19 protein-coding genes are annotated in these 17,865 nt (G+C 48.4%); 6 read left to right on the forward strand and 13 right to left on the reverse strand.

Annotated features, from left to right (window positions below):
- Positions 1-62 precede the first annotated feature (62 nt).
- Positions 63-185: a hypothetical protein gene (locus tag D9734_RS15985; RefSeq protein ID WP_130208829.1), complete on the reverse strand. Its 123-nt coding sequence runs from the start codon at positions 183-185 to the stop codon at positions 63-65.
- Positions 186-238: 53 nt separating this feature from the next.
- Here D9734_RS15985 and pdeR point away from each other — a divergent pair, with 53 nt between their 5' ends.
- From pdeR to osmB, 4 genes are all read left to right on the forward strand, one after another.
- Positions 239-2,224 (forward strand): cyclic di-GMP phosphodiesterase, encoded by a 1,986-nt coding sequence (gene pdeR / locus D9734_RS15990; protein WP_130208831.1) that lies wholly within the window; start codon positions 239-241, stop codon positions 2,222-2,224.
- Between the two features lie 148 nt (positions 2,225-2,372).
- Positions 2,373-2,546 carry a protein YciZ gene (yciZ, locus tag D9734_RS15995; protein ID WP_130208833.1) on the forward strand — a complete coding sequence of 58 codons (174 nt, stop codon included), beginning with the start codon at positions 2,373-2,375 and terminating at the stop codon, positions 2,544-2,546.
- Positions 2,547-2,639: 93 nt separating this feature from the next.
- The gene (locus tag D9734_RS16000) at positions 2,640-3,389 is read left to right on the forward strand and encodes a DNA-binding transcriptional regulator YciT (protein WP_130208835.1); all 750 of its coding nucleotides are present in this window, start codon (positions 2,640-2,642) and stop codon (positions 3,387-3,389) included.
- Positions 3,390-3,655: 266 nt separating this feature from the next.
- Positions 3,656-3,874 (forward strand): osmotically-inducible lipoprotein OsmB, encoded by a 219-nt coding sequence (gene osmB / locus D9734_RS16005; protein WP_000498252.1) that lies wholly within the window; start codon positions 3,656-3,658, stop codon positions 3,872-3,874.
- A gap of 126 nt (positions 3,875-4,000) precedes the next feature.
- Here osmB and yciH read toward each other — a convergent pair whose 3' ends face one another.
- From yciH to pgpB, 5 genes are all read right to left on the reverse strand, one after another.
- Positions 4,001-4,327 (reverse strand): stress response translation initiation inhibitor YciH, encoded by a 327-nt coding sequence (yciH, locus tag D9734_RS16010; RefSeq protein ID WP_130208837.1) that lies wholly within the window; start codon positions 4,325-4,327, stop codon positions 4,001-4,003.
- Positions 4,327-5,064 (reverse strand): orotidine-5'-phosphate decarboxylase, encoded by a 738-nt coding sequence (pyrF, locus tag D9734_RS16015; RefSeq protein ID WP_130208839.1) that lies wholly within the window; start codon positions 5,062-5,064, stop codon positions 4,327-4,329. Before pyrF ends, yciH begins: the two co-directional genes overlap by 1 nt.
- A 193-nt stretch (positions 5,065-5,257) precedes the next feature.
- Positions 5,258-6,427, reverse strand: coding sequence for a lipopolysaccharide assembly protein LapB (lapB, locus tag D9734_RS16020; RefSeq protein ID WP_130208841.1), 1,170 nt, complete (start codon positions 6,425-6,427; stop codon positions 5,258-5,260).
- 6 nt (positions 6,428-6,433) lie between these two features.
- Positions 6,434-6,742 carry a lipopolysaccharide assembly protein LapA gene (gene lapA, locus D9734_RS16025; RefSeq protein WP_130208843.1) on the reverse strand — a complete coding sequence of 103 codons (309 nt, stop codon included), beginning with the start codon at positions 6,740-6,742 and terminating at the stop codon, positions 6,434-6,436.
- A 148-nt stretch (positions 6,743-6,890) separates the two neighbouring features.
- Positions 6,891-7,655: a phosphatidylglycerophosphatase B gene (gene pgpB / locus D9734_RS16030; RefSeq protein WP_130208845.1), complete on the reverse strand. Its 765-nt coding sequence runs from the start codon at positions 7,653-7,655 to the stop codon at positions 6,891-6,893.
- A 168-nt stretch (positions 7,656-7,823) separates the two neighbouring features.
- Here pgpB and ribA point away from each other — a divergent pair, with 168 nt between their 5' ends.
- Positions 7,824-8,414: a GTP cyclohydrolase II gene (gene ribA, locus D9734_RS16035; protein ID WP_130208847.1), complete on the forward strand. Its 591-nt coding sequence runs from the start codon at positions 7,824-7,826 to the stop codon at positions 8,412-8,414.
- 62 nt (positions 8,415-8,476) lie between these two features.
- Here the strand turns inward: ribA and acnA are convergent, their stop codons facing one another.
- From acnA to topA, 6 genes are all read right to left on the reverse strand, one after another.
- Positions 8,477-11,152, reverse strand: a complete 2,676-nt coding sequence (gene acnA / locus D9734_RS16040) for an aconitate hydratase AcnA (protein WP_130208849.1) — start codon at positions 11,150-11,152, stop codon at positions 8,477-8,479.
- A 163-nt stretch (positions 11,153-11,315) separates the two neighbouring features.
- Positions 11,316-11,411 carry a small membrane protein YmiC gene (gene ymiC, locus D9734_RS16045; protein WP_130208851.1) on the reverse strand — a complete coding sequence of 32 codons (96 nt, stop codon included), beginning with the start codon at positions 11,409-11,411 and terminating at the stop codon, positions 11,316-11,318.
- 115 nt (positions 11,412-11,526) lie between these two features.
- Positions 11,527-11,697 (reverse strand): hypothetical protein, encoded by a 171-nt coding sequence (locus tag D9734_RS16050; RefSeq protein WP_130208853.1) that lies wholly within the window; start codon positions 11,695-11,697, stop codon positions 11,527-11,529.
- 2 nt (positions 11,698-11,699) lie between these two features.
- Positions 11,700-11,840, reverse strand: coding sequence for a YmiA family putative membrane protein (locus tag D9734_RS16055; RefSeq protein WP_212741620.1), 141 nt, complete (start codon positions 11,838-11,840; stop codon positions 11,700-11,702).
- Between the two features lie 319 nt (positions 11,841-12,159).
- Entirely contained in the window at positions 12,160-13,134 is a 975-nt protein-coding gene (cysB, locus tag D9734_RS16060) for an HTH-type transcriptional regulator CysB (protein ID WP_064527218.1), read from the reverse strand.
- A 209-nt stretch (positions 13,135-13,343) separates the two neighbouring features.
- Positions 13,344-15,941 (reverse strand): type I DNA topoisomerase, encoded by a 2,598-nt coding sequence (gene topA, locus D9734_RS16065; protein ID WP_130208855.1) that lies wholly within the window; start codon positions 15,939-15,941, stop codon positions 13,344-13,346.
- 378 nt (positions 15,942-16,319) lie between these two features.
- Here topA and D9734_RS16070 point away from each other — a divergent pair, with 378 nt between their 5' ends.
- Positions 16,320-16,571: a YciN family protein gene (locus tag D9734_RS16070; protein ID WP_130208857.1), complete on the forward strand. Its 252-nt coding sequence runs from the start codon at positions 16,320-16,322 to the stop codon at positions 16,569-16,571.
- Between the two features lie 35 nt (positions 16,572-16,606).
- On the opposite strand, the gene sohB is transcribed toward D9734_RS16070, so the two are convergent.
- Positions 16,607-17,656 (reverse strand): protease SohB, encoded by a 1,050-nt coding sequence (gene sohB / locus D9734_RS16075; protein WP_130208859.1) that lies wholly within the window; start codon positions 17,654-17,656, stop codon positions 16,607-16,609.
- Positions 17,657-17,865: the final 209 nt, after the last annotated feature.

A 17,865-nucleotide genomic window follows, 5' to 3' on the forward strand; every position in this document is an offset into this window, starting at 1 on the left:
ATTCTTTTGCGGCCCATTCATTACGGATGGGCCGTTTACTTTACTCGTCTCCGCATTCGTTTTTATCCCCCCAGATTTTTTTCACAGACTTTCGTTTGTAAACTGGCGTTTTTCCAAAACTGGATTACAAATAAATATATAAATAAAACAATACGTTTAGCCGTCGCTAATTTTATGTAATTCATGTTGGACCTTTCTTTTAATCGCGAACTCCGCTGTTAACCGGAAGACACGCTTCATGAAAACAGTTAGGGAGTCCACAACGTTGTACAACTTTCTCGGATCGCACAATCCATACTGGCGTTTATCGGAAAGCAGCGATGTTTTGCGCTTTTCCACCACCGAAACCACAGAACCTGAACGTACTTTGCAGTTATCTGCCGAACAGGCTGCTCGCATCAGGGAAATGACGGTCATCACTTCCAGCTTGATGATGAGTCTGACCGTCAATGAGAGCGATCTTTCTGTGCATCTGGTTGGACGAAAAATCAATAAGCGCGAATGGGGCGGCAACGCGTCTGCATGGCATGACACACTTGCAGTAGCCCGCGATTTATCGCATGGGCTTTCTTTTGCTGAACAGGTAGTGTCTGAAGCTCATTCCGCGATAGTCATTCTTGACAGCCGGGGAAATATCCAACGGTTTAACCGATTATGTGAAGAATACACAGGTTTCAAAGAGCACGATGTCATTGGGCAAAGCGTATTTAAGCTGTTTATGAGCCGTCGTGAAGCTGCAGCCTCCAGCCGCAATAACCGTGGCTTTTTTCGCAGTGGTAATGCTTATGAAATTGAGCTCTGGATACCAACGCGCAACGGTCAACGGCTATTTCTGTTTCGCAACAAATTTGTGCACAGCGGTAGCGGCAAAAATGAGATCTATTTAATCTGTTCCGGCACCGATATTACCGAAGAGCGTCGCGCCCAGGAACGACTTCGCATACTGGCAAATACCGACAGCATCACTGGACTACCGAATCGTAACGCCATGCAGGCGTTAATCGATCATGCCATTGATCAAGCTAACGACTGTAAGGTTGGTGTTGTATATCTTGATTTAGACAATTTTAAAAAGGTAAATGACGCTTACGGACATTTATTTGGCGACCAGTTGTTACGTGAGGTGTCACTGGCCATTTTAAGCTGCCTTGAACAGGATCAGGTGCTGGCGCGTCCTGGCGGGGATGAGTTTCTGGTGCTGGCACCCAATACATCACAAAGCGCACTGGAAGCGATGGCATCACGTATTTTAACCCGGCTTCGCCAACCCTTCCGTATTGGTTTAATTGAAGTTTATACTGGCTGTTCCGTCGGTATTTCACTTTCGCCACAACATGGTATGGACAGCGCAGCCATTATTCGCCATGCCGACACCGCAATGTACACCGCAAAAGAAGGTGGGCGCGGACAGTTCTGTGTTTTTTCGCCAGAAATGAACCAACGTGTTTTCGAATATCTTTGGCTTGATACCAACCTGCGTAAAGCGCTGGAAAACGATCAGTTAGTTATTCATTATCAACCGAAAATCACCTGGCGCGGTGAAGTTCGAAGCCTGGAAGCGTTGGTGCGCTGGCAGTCGCCTGAACGCGGACTCATTCCCCCGTTAGACTTTATTTCCTATGCAGAAGAGTCTGGGCTAATTGTTCCATTAGGACGTTGGGTGATTCTCGATGTGGTGCGTCAGGTGGCGAAATGGCGTGATAAAGGCATTAATCTGCGGGTAGCGGTGAACATCTCTGCTCGCCAGTTTGCCGATCAAACTCTTTTTACCGATCTGAAGCAGGTTCTTCAAGAACTGAATTTTGAATACTGCCCTATTGATATCGAGTTAACTGAAAGCTGTCTGATAGAAAATGATGAACTCGCCCTCTCCGTCATTCAGCAATTTAGTCAGTTAGGCGCGCAAGTGCATTTGGATGATTTTGGCACCGGCTACTCTTCGCTTTCGCAACTGGCCCGTTTTCCCATCGATGCCATTAAACTTGACCAGGCTTTTGTCCGTAATATTCACAAACAACCTGTCTCGCAGTCATTAGTGCGTGCGATTGTCGCCGTCGCCCAGGCATTGAATCTGCAAGTCATCGCCGAAGGCGTGGAAAGCAAAAAAGAAGATGCCTTTTTAACCAAAAACGGCATCAATGAGAGGCAAGGATTTTTGTTTGCCAAACCAATGCCTGCCGTGGCCTTTGAACGTTGGTTTAAACGTTACCTGAAACGCTTATAAAGAGACGAATGTATATAATTAGCGATATATAATCTTATCACACATCATTTTCTCGAATGAAAATTGGCCTTTGCCACTATACGCTTCTCTTTTAGTGGCAATTTTTGCATTATTCATTTTTGCCTTTATTTGCCATAAGGATACCCTCATGTCTGAATTTGATGCCCAGCGCGTTGCCGAACGTATTGATATTGTGTTAGATATCCTTGTGGCGGGCGATCACCACTCTGCGATCCATAATCTCGAGATACTAAAAGCAGAACTCTTGCGCCAGGTTGCTGCATCTACGCCAGACATCCCGAAGGCACCGTGGGAGATTTAACAGTCGTGCTTTCAGGCTTTCCATTTAGCAGAAAAGGATGCCAGGCGCGTCAGCTTTTTTATTGAATATTATAACGTTATAAGAATTACAGCGATGAATTCCCGACAACAAACAATTCTACAGATGGTCATTGACCAGGGTCAGGTTAGCGTAACCGAACTGGCAAAAGCCACTGGTGTTTCTGAAGTTACTATTCGCCAGGATCTCAACACCCTCGAAAAACTGAGTTATCTGCGCCGCGCGCATGGTTTTGCAGTTTCGCTTGATAGCGATGATGTTGAAACCAGGATGATGAGTAATTATACGCTGAAGCGTGAACTTGCCGAGTTTGCGGCTGCTCTGGTTCAGTCAGGTGAAACTATCTTTATTGAAAATGGCAGCAGCAATGCCCTTCTGGCTCGCACGTTAGGCGAACAGAAGAAAGATGTTACCATCATTACGGTTAGCAGCTACATTGCGCATTTGTTGAAAGACGCCCCCTGTGAAGTCATTTTACTTGGTGGCGTGTACCAGAAAAAAAGCGAAAGCATGGTTGGCCCTCTGACACGTCAGTGTATCCAGCAGGTTCATTTCAGTAAGGCATTTATTGGTATTGATGGCTGGCAACCTGAAACTGGATTTACTGGACGCGACATGATGCGTACCGACGTAGTCAATGCAGTACTGGAAAAAGAGTGCGAAGCAATAGTTCTGACGGACAGCTCAAAATTTGGTGCCGTACATTCTTACTCCATCGGCCCTGTTGAGAAAATCAAACGGGTCATTACCGACTCGAAGATACCTGCCAGCCACCTGTTGCATCTTGAGCATAATAGACTGACAGTTCACGTCGTCGACAATTAATTTCCCCTCCTCTACGGATGATTTGCACTTTCGCAAATCATCCGCTCTAAGATGATTCCTGGCTGTTAATTAAGACTATTTACCTGTCCTTAAAACTTCAAAGTTGTAAACTTAACATTAGCGATATAACAGGAAGTGACTGTCACCTGCGTGATATAACCCTGCGCGAGAGGATTTCACGGAAAATAACTTTTTCAGAAAGCGTCTTAACTATTATAGTTAAAGAGAGCTTACTTCCGTGAATCATAAATTCAGGAGAGAGTATTATGTTTGTAACGAGCAAAAAAATGACCGCGGCTGTTCTGGCGATTACGCTGGCTATGTCTCTGAGTGCCTGTTCTAACTGGTCTAAACGAGATCGTAATACCGCAATCGGTGCGGGTGCAGGTGCTTTAGGTGGCGCAGTACTGACTGATGGCAGCACGCTGGGTACGTTAGGCGGTGCGGCAGTCGGTGGTATTATCGGTCACCAGGTCGGTAAATAATCGTAAATAAATGTCGATTAGCGACTCGCAATTATAATACGCTTAACTCTGTTCAGTACGAAATAACTGAATAATACACACAGTAAAATAAACGAAAGCCACGGAATATTTTCGTGGCTTTTTTTGTTAACCGCCGGCGAGTTTTACCTTCATGCCTTTCGCTTCAAGCATTGATTTTAATAAATCACGCTTATCACCCTGAATTTCGATAATTCCTTCTTTTACTGACCCTCCGCAGCCGCATTTTTTCTTCAGTTCTGCCGCTAGCTTTATCAGTTCAGCTTCATCGAGATCAACACCAGTAATCAGGCAAACACCCTTACCTTTACGGCCGCTGGTTTGACGTTGAATACGCACAACGCCATCACCTTTAGGGCGTACAGGGGCTAATTTCGGTTCATCGATACGTCCAGTCTCCGTTGAATAGACCAGACGGCTGTTGGAATCACTCATTATGCACTCCGCTGTAACGAGGCGTTGATCGCTTTCAGCGTTTGCGCTGGATCCGCAGATTGCGTCACCGGGCGACCAATCACCATATAATCAACCCCAGCTGCCAGCGCCTGTTCTGGCGTCATAATGCGGCGCTGGTCTCCAGCATCACTCCCCTGAGGACGAATACCCGGCGTAACCAGTTTGAAGTCCTGACCAAACGCTTGTTTAAAACGAACGGCTTCTTGGGCAGAACACACCACGCCATCAAGACCACATTTTTGTGTCAGCGCCGCCAGACGCTCTGCATAATCCGCTGGTGACAGTGTCACGCCGAGATCCGCCAGATCGCTTGATTCCATGCTAGTCAGCACAGTTACCGCTATTAACAACGGCGCGTCTTTGCCAAACGGAACCAGCGCCTCACGAGCAGCGGTCATCATACGCGCCCCGCCAGATGCATGAACATTCACCATCCACACACCTAAGTCAGCCGCTGCGGCCACGGCGTGCGCTGCTGTGTTGGGAATGTCGTGAAATTTCAGGTCAAGGAAGATATCAAAACCACGCTCTTGCAGTTCACGGACAAACTGTGGCCCAAACAGCGTAAACATCTCTTTGCCAACTTTCAGACGACAATCGCGTGGGTCGATTTTGTCGACAAATGCCAGCGCAGCATCACGATTATTATAATCAAGGGCAACAACGACGGGAGAACGCGTAACAGCGCGGGAAGAAGATGAAGCAGTTAACGTCATGACCAGACCTTCTTGATGATGGGCACCGGAAGTGGCGCGAAAAAGGTAAACGACGTGCATTCTACCCGTGGAAATAAAAAATTAACAGTTGCGATTTCTCTCCTGTCAGGCTTTTTCATGCAGGCGTTACCGAAGCACATTTGTTGATAACAACCATTAGTATGTTGTAACTAAAGTTGATTTTTTTTAAAAACTACAGACCGTCCAGACCACGAATTGGTTTAATGGTCGACCAGGCCCGACAGGACGGACAATGCCAGTAAAGGGTATAAGCGGTAAAACCACACTTCTGGCAGCGATAACGCGGCTTACTGCGTACCTTCTCACCAACCATATCGCGCAGCACCATCAGGCTCTCTTTTGCACGCCCTTCTTCCGCTTCATTGAGGTGGTAATCCATCAATTTGTGGAACACGCGCATGGTTGGATGACGTTGCAACTGCCGCGTAATGTAAACCTGAGCTGCATCGCTCCCGTCACGCGATTCAATGATGTCAGCAAGCATCAGTTCAGCATCAGCACCCGTATTTTCTTCCACCGCTCGCTGGAGAAACTCTGCCCATTCGTCAGTTTTACCCAACTGCTGATAGCAGGTTTGCAGCATTTCCAGCGTTTCGCTGACCAGTTCTCTGTCCTGAGAAATAACGCGTTGCAGGCTTTCGACCGCTTTGCCGTACTCGCCTTTGGCCATAAACACACGCCCCATCATGATGGATACGCGCGCGCTGTTTTTGTCGGCCGCCGCCCCTTTTTTCAGCAAAGTCATGGCACGATCGAGATCTTCGCTGGCAATGTATTGAAGAGCTAATTCACAATAGAAATGAGCTATTTCGACCCGCTGTTTATCTTTACCCAGTTTAACCAAACGTTCGGCGACATCGATCGCCTTTTGCCATTCACTGGTGGCCTGGTAGATTTGCAGGAGTTGTTGCAAAGCGCCAACACGGAAGTCAGTTTCATCAGTCAATTGATTAAACATATCTTCCGCACGATCGTACAATCCGGCAGCCATGTAATCACGACCCAGTTGCTGAATTGCCAACAGGCGCTGTTCATAGGTCAGCGAGGCGCTTTCCATTAAGGTTTGGTGGATGCGAATTGCGCGATCGACTTCGCCACGGGATCGGAACAAGTTTCCGAGCGTAAGGTGGGCTTCAACGGTGCCGGTGTCCTCTTTGAGCATATCGAGGAACAGGTCCACCGCCTTATCTTGTTGATTGCTAAGCAGAAAGTTAACCCCCGCCACGTAATCACGTGACAGGCGATTGGCTTCATCTTGCTTGTTTTGTTGCGCACTTCTGCGGCCCATATACCAGCCATAGGCAGCGGCTACAGGCAAAAGCAGAAACAACAACTCCAGCATAGAAGGTTATTCCTTCGCCACTGACGCATGCGGCGCTACCGCCACATCAGTCGCGGGTGAAAGCTGGTTTTCCAGTCGCTTTATTTTACGTTCAGCACGCGCCAGAGAAACACGAACTCGCAGCCAGAACAGTCCGCAAATTAACCAACCGATAGCAAAACCCGCAGCAAACAATACCGCCAGCAAAGTAGAGATACGATACTCCCCTTGCGCTAACAGATAGTTAAACGTCACCTGTTGATCGTTCTGCGCACCTAACGTGACCGAAATCACGAAAATCGCCAACACCAATAAGAAAATGAGTAAATATTTCACATTACTTCCCGTTATGTGGTTAGAGCGCATAAATTATGGTCAACTTACCGCAATAGCCCTTTAAAGTACCATTTTCACGCCGACTGCGAAATGGCAACTACGTGCATTGTTGGTGATTTAAGGGCGAAAATCAGAAAATCAACCAGCGTTAACTTTCTTCTTCTCGTTGCGCTATCTCACGATCTTCTTCCGGAGGTGGTGTTAATGGCCCACAAATTCGTTGTGCAAGCCAGGTTGCCACCGCCACCAGCGCCCACGAAATCAATGTAGCCACCACCAAATCACGCGGCCAATGCATCCCGAGTAGCAGACGGCTTCCCATGACTCCCGTGGCCCAAACCAGCAAGAGTGCAATGGTGAATGTTCGCCGACGCGGCCACAGTAACCCAACGGCCAGCAGCGCCCAACTGGCAGCAAACATCGTGTGACCGGAAGGAAAGGCAAAACCCGTCTCTTTCTGCCAGTGAGAGCGTAAATAGCCCGGTATATTATTTTCTGCAGCCAACTGTTCTTTCACTAAACTTCCGCGTTCCGCACGTTTTAAAGTGTAGAACTCCTCAACCGGAATATGATGTGTTTTTTCCAGCCATATCACAAAGGGGCGCGGCTCCTGAACTTTATCTTTTATCCAGGATTTCACGCCTTGTCCAATGAGGATCGCCGCAGCCAGAATGGTAAACAGCATAATTGCGGCTTTGAGGCGAAAACGCAGACACCAGAGAAACCAAGCGAATAAAATCAGATGTGTAATGACGCCCCAGGGCTGAGTAACGGTTTCAGTGATCCAAAAGGCCGCTTTTAACAGCCAACTTTGATCTCCTGGTTGCCAACGCCAGCCAGAAATCCATACAGCTACCGGCATTACAAGTAATAGTGCAGCTCCCACTGCGGTACGTCTGGCAATCGAACGCATGGCCTCTCCTTTTTATAATTCCCACAATCATAACTGAAAATGCCTGCTCCAGTAAAAATTGACAGATTTGTGCCATTCAGTGAACGATTGGCGCGTCGTGATTAGGAGAACCCCTTCGCGTTATGGCAAAATAAGCCAATACAGAACCAGCATTATCTGGAGAATTTCATGCAGCTTAAACGTGTGGCAGAAGCCAAACTGCCAACCCCATGGGGCGATTTCCTGATGGTGGGATTTGAAGAACTGGCAACCGGACACGATCATGTCGCGTTAGTTTATGGCGACATTTCAGGACATACTCCTGTCCTGGCACGCGTCCATTCTGAGTGTCTGACCGGTGATGCCCTGTTCAGCTTGCGCTGCGATTGCGGCTTCCAGCTTGAAGCGGCACTGACGCATATTGCCGAAGAAGGCCGTGGTATTTTGCTGTACCACCGTCAGGAAGGACGTAACATCGGTTTGTTGAATAAAATCCGTGCTTATGCGTTACAGGATCAAGGTTACGATACTGTAGAGGCCAATCATCAGTTAGGTTTCGCCGCTGATGAACGTGATTTCACCCTCTGCGCCGACATGTTCAAGTTACTGGGCGTTAATGAAGTCCGTCTGTTAACCAACAACCCGAAAAAAGTCGAAATTCTGACCGAAGCGGGTATCAACATTGTTGAACGCGTGCCGTTGATTGTTGGCCGTAACCCAAATAATGAACACTATCTCGATACTAAAGCCGAGAAAATGGGCCATTTGTTCAACAAATAACCCTTATCGCTACAGACTTAATATATTTGCCGGATGATCCACATCCGGCAACTAAAGTTGAATTACTTCAACATATTACGGATGACATAATGCAAAATACCGTCATTCCGGTAATAGGTTAATTCTGTTGCAGTGTCGATGCGACAACGGCACGGCACAACGTCCTGCACACCATCAGCTCGCGTTAGTGTCACAGGAACCGTAGCGCCAGGTTGCAGATTTTGCAGATCGGCAATATCAATCTTCTCTTCCCCCGTCAGCCCTAACGATTTACGCGTCACCCCTTGCGGGAACTCCAGCGGCAAAATACCCATGCCGATTAAATTCGAACGATGAATACGTTCAAACGATTCTGCAATCACCACGCGAATACCGAGCAGACGCGGGCCTTTTGCCGCCCAGTCTCGACTCGAACCTGACCCATATTCTTTCCCGGCAATTACCGCCAGCGGTGTTTTCTCTTGCTGATAGCGCATCGCCGCATCATAAATAGAGATAACATCATTGCCTGGTAGATGGCGCGTCATCCCCCCTTCAACACCAGGCACCATTTCGTTACGAATGCGAATATTGGCGAACGTGCCACGCATCATCACTTCATGGTTACCACGACGCGAACCGTAGGAGTTAAAATCTTTACGCTCAACACCACGACCTTGTAGATATCGACCCGCGGGACTATCAGGCTTAATGCTGCCTGCCGGAGAGATATGGTCAGTGGTAACCGAATCCCCCAGCATTGCCAGAATTCGCGCACCGTGAATATCTTCCACTGGCGCAGGGGTTGCCTGCATTTCATCAAAGAAAGGGGATAAGCGAATGTAGGTCGAATCATCCTGCCATCCGTAGGTATCTGATCGTACAACCTTAATCTCCTTCCACTCCGCAGTCCCTTCGAAAACTTCCGCGTACTCCTTACGGAACATTTCAGTGGAGACTTGCGCAACAGCGCGAGCAATCTCTTGAGTCGATGGCCAGATATCTTTCAGATATACCGGATCGCCTTTACGATCGTGCCCCAGAGGTTCGGAAGCCAGGTTGATATTCATATTGCCCGCCAGTGCATAGGCAACCACCAGCGGCGGCGAAGCCAACCAGTTGGTTTTAACCAGCGGATGAATACGTCCTTCAAAGTTACGGTTGCCAGACAGTACCGCGCCAACGGTTAAATCGCCCTTTTTGATCGCGGTTTCGATAGGATCGGGCAACGGACCAGAGTTACCAATACAGGTGGTACAACCATAGCCCACAAGGTTAAAGCCCAGTTCATCAAGATACGGCGTCAGTTTGGCTTTTGCCAGATAGTCAGAAACCACTTTCGAGCCAGGCGCGAGAGACGCTTTGACCCACGGTTGTCGTTTCAGCCCCAAGGTGACGGCTTTTTTCGCCAGTAATCCGGCCGCCATCAGCACGCTGGGGTTAGAGGTGTTGGTACACGACGTTATCGCAGCAATAACCACCGCACCATCAGGCAACTGATACTGATGCCCGTTCATAACATAATCGACCGGCTGGCGATCTTTATGCGTGGCGTTGACTTCCAGTTCGTTACTGGCGGCAAAAGCTTTTGGCACATCAGGCAGCGCAACACGATCTTGTGGACGCTTTGGACCGGCAAGACTAGCGACTACGTCGTTCATATTCAATTCAAGCGTACTGGTAAACACCGGTTCATCACCTGCGTTCCGCCACATCCCCTGCGCTTTAGCATATTTCTCAACCAGTTCAACCTGGTCTTCACTACGGCCGCTTAACCGCATGTAATCGAGAGTGACAGCATCGATTGGGAAGAAGCCGCAGGTCGCACCATATTCCGGCGACATATTGGCAATGGTTGCACGATCCGCCAGTGGCAGTGAATCCAGACCATCACCGTAAAATTCGACGAATTTACCTACTACGCCATGTTTACGTAGCATCTGAGTAACGGTCAGCACCAGGTCGGTGGCGGTAATACCTTCACGCAGTTTACCGGTGAGTTTAAAGCCCACCACATCAGGAATAAGCATGGAAACTGGCTGACCTAACATCGCCGCTTCCGCTTCAATTCCACCAACGCCCCAGCCTAACACACCAAGACCGTTGATCATGGTCGTGTGCGAGTCGGTGCCAACGAGCGTATCCGGATAAGCAATCCACTCCCCCTCCTGCAATTCACTCCACACCGCTTTGCCGAGATATTCAAGGTTCACCTGGTGGCAAATCCCAGTGCCTGGTGGCACAACGCTAAAACGACTGAACGCCTGCTGCCCCCATTTCAGAAATACATAACGCTCGTGGTTGCGCTCCATTTCCAGGCGTACGTTTTCCTCAAATGCCTCATCATCGCCAAAGCGATCGACGGTAACCGAGTGGTCAATCACCAGATCGACTGGTGAGAGCGGATTCACCTTCGCGGTATCGCCACCGAGACGTTTTACTGCTTCCCGCATCGCCGCAAGATCAACAACAGCAGGTACGCCGGTAAAATCCTGCATCAGCACTCTGGCTGGACGGTAGGCAATTTCGCGGTCGGCATGGGCATTTTTCAGCCATCCCGCCAGCGCATGAATATCGTCTTCGGTGACCGAATTGCCATCCTGCCAGCGCAGCAGGTTTTCGAGCAGAACTTTGAGCGACTTAGGCAGACGGGTGATATCGCCCAGTGATTTGGCAGCAAGCGGCAGGCTGTAGTAGTGGTAAGTTTTATCTTTGGCCTGCAACGTGTCCTTACTGGCTTCTCGTAGGGTTGACGACATAGCTCCTCCTTAATAACAGGGTTGCGATGCCCTGATTCTCTTCAGGGTGAATATTAAAGATAACACAAACATCGCGTAACGATTTGATAACAACCCAAATTGATAAAAGAGGAGAAAACGTGTGGCAAAGCAAAAGAAAACCCCGCCGCAGCGGGGTCAGGGATCAGTGAGTAACGATCCAGAGGAGTTCAGCCCAGAAGAGCATCGACAGAGAAAATGCGCCCATCCAGGACCAGTATTTCGTATTTGTAGTGATCATAGGCTACACCCTTAACAGTTATTACTTTATGTTGAGATAACTCAACCTGTTATTGCTGTGGTGTAATAAAAGCCGTTATATTCATTAATATATTGGGGAACAAGAATGATGATAATTATTGTTTCTGCTGATCATCTTCAGCAAACATCTCTATAAAGGCTTGCTGTTGCGGTGTTAGTTTCCAGCTATGGGGTATAACGACGGAACAGTCCCGTTTCGTTTCCGTTGCATTGTCATTCTGCTGACATAATGGTGACGGTTCCTGATGTTGCTCCTGAACGACCATAGTTATCCCCACACTTTCCAAATCAGCAGTGCGACAACCACCCAAAAGAGCGCAGAACCAAGAAATACCGCAAGCCAGGCTTTGCGTTTTAATTCAGGGTCCCGGCGGGGGTCCTGATTTCCAGAAGGCATTGCTAACCTCATATAATCGCCATCACTTATCAGAAAGATGATAAACGATTGGTGTAATTAATCAAATGATAGGACAAATCCTAATGAAACTTTAGTCAAAAATCCAGCGAATTTACGAATCGTTTCCAGTGAATAATTCAATCTTTTGACCTGAAATAGATATTTGAAGAGTGGAGTTTGCAACGCGGATAAATAGACACTACTTTATGCTCGATTTGCCATAAAAATTTTGTGGATATTTATATTGTGAGCGACTAACAAATAAAAAGGAATAGAGAATATATTCCGGCACCTTTGTCACATAAAAAGATGCCGGAAATAACGTGGGTAATTATTTTTCTGGCAATTTGATATCTTTGAACATGACTTCAATTTCTTCATTGGAACGCAGTGCTACGGCGGCATCAACGACGTCTCGCGTTAAATGCGGCGCAAAACGCTGAATGAAATCATACATATAGCTGCGTAAAAACGTACTACGGCGAAAACCAATTTTAGTTGTGCTGTGGCTGAAGATATCATGTGCATCGACACGCACCAGATCGGGGTCTGAAACCGGATCGACCGCCATGCTGGCAATGACCCCTACTCCCAGCCCAAGACGAACGTAGGTTTTAATGACGTCAGCATCAGTTGCTGTGAAGACAATACGCGGCGTCAGCCCTGCGCGGTTAAACGCTGTGTCCAGTTCGGAACGGCCGGTAAAGCCGAAGGTATAGGTTACTAGCGGATACTGCGCCAGTTCTTCAATCGTGATTTCCTTTTTGCCCGCCAGAGGATGATCCGGGGTTACCACAATGGCCCGGTTCCAGTGGTAGCACGGCAACATCACTAAATCTTCATATAAATGCAGGGCTTCCGTGGCAATTGCGAAATCAGCATTACCTTTAGAGACTGCATCAGCAATTTGTGTCGGCGAGCCCTGATGCATATGCAAAGAAACTCGAGGATAACGCTCGATAAAGCCTTTAATGACATTTGGCAGCGCATAACGTGCCTGAGTATGGGTAGTGGCAATATACAGCGAACCTTTATCAGGCCAGGTGTGTTCACCGGCTACCGATTTAATGGCGTCGACCTTTGACAACACTTCACGAGCAATACGGATAATTTCCTGCCCTGCGGGGGTTACCTGCGTCAGGTGCTTACCGCTACGGGAAAAAATTTGAATGCCCAGTTCATCTTCCAACATTCTGACTTGCTTACTGATCCCGGGTTGTGATGTGTAAAGTCCTTCAGCCGTTGAGGAGACATTTAGGTTATGATTGACTACCTCAACAATATAGCGAAGTTGTTGTAATTTCATGTTAAACCATCCAATTAGACGCCATCAGAACATCGTTTTTTCGCCACACCTGGCGGGTGACTAATACGATTTAATAATAAAAAAAGTGATAACTATAACCACTATATCATTTATAGCTTTAGTGTATAGGTGTGTAGAAAAAATAATATGCAATGAAAAAGGGCCGCTTTTGCGACCCTTTGTTTATAAAAACCTGACAGACTTAAAGGTTATTTTTTCCCTTCAACCCATTTGCCATCAACATAAAATGCTGACCAGCCAGTTGCCTTTCCGTCTTTTTCCGAAGAGACATATTGCTGTTTAGTTTTGCGGCTAAAGCGAACCATTGTCTTATTACCGTCTGGATCTTGCTGCGGAGCCTCCGCCAGATAACGCAGTTTTTCCGGTAGACGGTCGCGGAAGCGATAAAGCTCTTCCACCAGCGGCGCACGCGTTTCACGAGATTTCGGGAAGGTGTTGGCAGCCAGGAACACTCCAGCAGCGCCGTCACGGAGCACGAAATAAGCATCCGATTTTTCGCACGCTAATTCTGGCAGCGGAACCGGATCTTCTTTCGGTGGCGCCACTTCGCCGTTACGTAAAATCTTACGCGTGTTTTTACACTCTTCGTTGGTGCAGGCCATGTATTTACCGAAACGCCCCATTTTCAGGTGCATTTCAGAGCCACATTTTTCACACTCAACGATCGGGCCGTCATAACCTTTAATGCGGAATTCACCCTCTTCGATCTCGTAACCATCGCAGGTTGGGTTATTACCACAAACATGCAACTTACGTTTTGGATCGATGAGATAGCTGTCCATCGCCGTGCCGCATTTCGGGCAACGACGTTTGGCGCGCAGGGCGTTAGTTTCAGCGTCTTCGCCTTCCAGTACGTTCAGTACTTCGTTTTCCGGCACCAGGTTAATGGTGGTTTTGCAACGCTCTTTCGGCGGCAGCGCATAGCCAGAACAGCCAAGGAATACCCCGGTGCTCGCTGTACGAATACCCATTTTGCGGCCACAGGTAGGGCAGTCAATACTGGTCAAAACCATCTGGTTTGGACGCATGCCGCCCTCTTCCGGATCTTTTTCCGCTTTATCAAGCTGCTGGGTGAAATCCGAGAAGAAGTGATCCAGTACGGCTTTCCACTCCGCTTCGTGATTTGCCACCTGGTCGAGGCTGTTTTCCATCTGCGCGGTGAAGTCGTAATTCATTAATTCGCGGAAATTTTCTTCCAGACGATCGGTTACGATTTCACCCATTTTTTCCGCATAGAATCGACGGTTTTCCACACGCACATAGCCGCGATCCTGGATGGTCGAAATAATCGACGCATAGGTAGACGGACGACCAATACCACGTTTTTCCAGTTCTTTAACCAGCGAGGCTTCGCTGAAACGGGCTGGCGGCTTGGTAAAGTGCTGTGCCGGAGTCAGTTCAACAAGCGACAGAGAGTCGCCTTTATCGACTGCCGGTAAAATACGATCTTCATCGCCTTTACGCAGCGCAGGCATTACTTTCGTCCAGCCATCAAAGCGCAGAATACGTCCGCGTGCTTTCAGGCGGAAATCGCCTGCACCAACGGTCAGCGTGGTGGAATCATATTTCGCCGGGGTCATCTGACAGGCAACAAACTGACGCCAGATTAACTGGTAAAGTTTCTGTGCGTCCGCTTCCATATCCTTCAGCGATTCCGCCATCACATTGACGTCAGAAGGACGAATCGCTTCGTGCGCTTCCTGTGAGTTTTCTTTGCTGGCGTACTGATTCGGACTTTCCGGCAGATATTTATTACCAAAATTATCGCTGATATAACCGCGAACCATATTTACCGCGTCCTGACTCAGGTTAGTGGAGTCAGTACGCATGTAAGTGATATAGCCTGCTTCATACAGACGCTGCGCCATCATCATGGTTTTTTTCACGCCAAAACCAAGACGAGTGCTGGCAGCCTGTTGCAGCGTAGAGGTAATAAAAGGAGCGCCAGGTTTGCTTGTGGTCGGTTTGTCTTCACGTTCCAGCACGCTATAGCGCGCTTTTTCCAGCAGACTTACCGCAGCCTGAGTTTGTTCTTTATTGACCGGGCGGAACGGTTTGTCATTCTGATGAGTCACCTGCAAAGCCAATGCCTCGCCGGATGGCGTGGTCGTGCTGGCATCCACTTCCCAGAACTCTTCCGGTACGAACGCTTTAATTTCACGCTCACGTTCAACCACCAGGCGGACCGCTACCGACTGCACACGCCCGGCAGACAGACCACGAGCAATTTTTTTCCACAGCAGCGGAGAAACCATATACCCCACCACGCGGTCCATAAAGCGACGCGCCTGCTGGGCATTAACACGATCGATATTCAGCTCACCTGGCTTGTTAAATGCCTGACGAATCGCGTTTTTCGTAATTTCGTTAAATACCACTCGGCTATAGCGCGCATCATCACCACCAATCACTTCCCGCAGGTGCCATGCAATGGCTTCCCCTTCGCGGTCAAGGTCGGTTGCGAGATAGATGTGGTCGGCTTTTTCAGCCAGTTGTTTCAGTTCAGAGACGACCTTCTCTTTACCTGGCAACACTTCATAGTGCGCCTCCCAATTGTGCCACGGGTCAACCCCCATACGGTTGACGAGAGCGCCACGTTCATCCTTTTTAGGCTTTTTAGCCGTCTTGGTGGAGGTAGAGTCGGCACTCTTTTTGGCTGCTGAGCCACTGGTCGGCAAATCGCGGATGTGACCGACGCTGGATTTCACCACGTAGTCACTACCCAGATACTTGTTGATCGTTTTGGCTTTTGCCGGGGACTCAACGATGACAAGAGCTTTACCCATATTCACCTTACCTAATTTGATTCTTCCAGGAATGCGTCGCACATTGATAAACCTTCCACTGGCAACGAGTTACCGATATGGACTCGCTCTCTGCGGATATCAACCCCTTGTCGTGACTCTGTTCACGATAATTCAGGTGACTGAGTTAACAGGTCTGGCCTACAGGCGCTATAGCACGACGTAATTTTGGTCGAATGTCAAGCAAATCTATTGCCAGATTGACGAAAGCGTCACACTGTACCTGATAAAATCCGTTACGCAACTTTATTAGCATGCAAAATCCAAAGTTGCCAGTAAGGCGCTCTTGCCGTCAGCGTGGTATATTTGTCTGCAAGCCATGCCTGGCGTAGACTAATGTCCTTGTTTAAGGAGTAAATAATGAACAAAGAGACACAACCCATCGACCGCGAAACGCTGTTGAAAGAGGCTAACAAAATCATACGTGAGCATGAGGATACGCTCGCAGGGATTGAAGCCACCGGCGTCACGCAGCGTAATGGCGTGCTGGTGTTTAGCGGCGATTATTTTTTAGATGAACAAGGATTGCCGACAGCGAAAAGCACCGCGGTGTTTAATATGTTCAAACACCTGGCCCATGTGCTCTCGGAAAAATACCATCTGGTCGATTAAAGCAAAACGCGAGGTTTTATCCTCGCGTTTATCTTTTACATCAACGGCTTTTGCCCGCGTTGCCACCAGCGTAGCAACAATCGGTCGGCGCTCTCTGCCGCGCTGCCAGTGAATCGATCGATCAACCGTTTACGCTGCATATAGCGTACATTGATCACTTCACGACCTTCCATCAGGCTAAGGATCACTTCATCACTGGTGTTGATTTCGTCAACCAGGCCTTTCTCCACCGCCTGTTGTCCGTACCAGTGTTCACCGGTTGCCACCATTTCAATGTCCAGAGACGGACGCATACGCTTCACAAAATCTTTAAATAACTGATGCGTTTCGTTCAGTTCTTCGCGGAATTTCTCGCGCCCTTCTTCGGTGTTTTCACCCAGCACTGTCAGCGTGCGCTTATACTGCCCGGCAGTGTGCAGTTCGATATCAATATCTTTGCTTTTCAGGAAGCGGTGAAAGTTGGGCATTTGCGCCACAACACCAATAGAGCCAACAATTGCAAACGGCGCTGAAACAATTTTATCCGCCACACAGGCCATCATGTAACCGCCGCTGGCAGCCACTTTGTCTACCGTAACAGTTAAAGGAATATTTTTATCACGCAGGCGCTGCAACTGTGAAGCCGCCAGACCGTAACCATGTACCATGCCACCGGGGCTTTCCAGACGCAGAACGACCTGATCCTGCGGTTTAAATGCCGCGAGTACCGCAGTAACCTCTTCACGTAGCGCGTTCACTTCATGGGCGTCCATGCTGCCCTTGAAATCCAGCACCCAGACTCGTGGCTTGCTTTCGGCTGCCACCTCGCCCAGTTTGGCTTTTGCTTTCGCTGCCTTCGCTTCTTGCTTGTGCTTTTTCTTCTGCGCTTTGTGCCACTGTTTTTGCTGATGTGGATCCATCAGCGCCGCAGCCAGTTCTTCTTTCATCTCCTTATACTGTTCGCTGAGATTGTTGACTCGTAACTCGCCACGCTGGCGTTTATTACGTTGAGCAACATTGACAATAATGGCGGCAATAGCCGCAATCGCCACCACAACGGTGACGATTTTCGCCAAAAACAAACCATATTCAGACAACAATTCCACGAGTCCCACCTTGGTTAAACAACGCTTTGGCTCACAGTTTACAACAGGCATGTTAAGCCGTCTCGCAGAGATGTTATTGCGGCGAAAGTATGACAAAGTATTCATTTTACGGCGTTATCGCCCCAGGCTGATTGAAATGCCCTCCTGTTTCAGGCATAAAACCCCAAAGTCATAAAGTACACTGGCAGCGCGACTGTTGATGTCGTCGG

This window comes from Escherichia sp. E14S1 (assembly GCF_004211995.1).
In the GTDB taxonomy this organism is placed as follows: Bacteria; Pseudomonadota; Gammaproteobacteria; order Enterobacterales; family Enterobacteriaceae; genus Escherichia.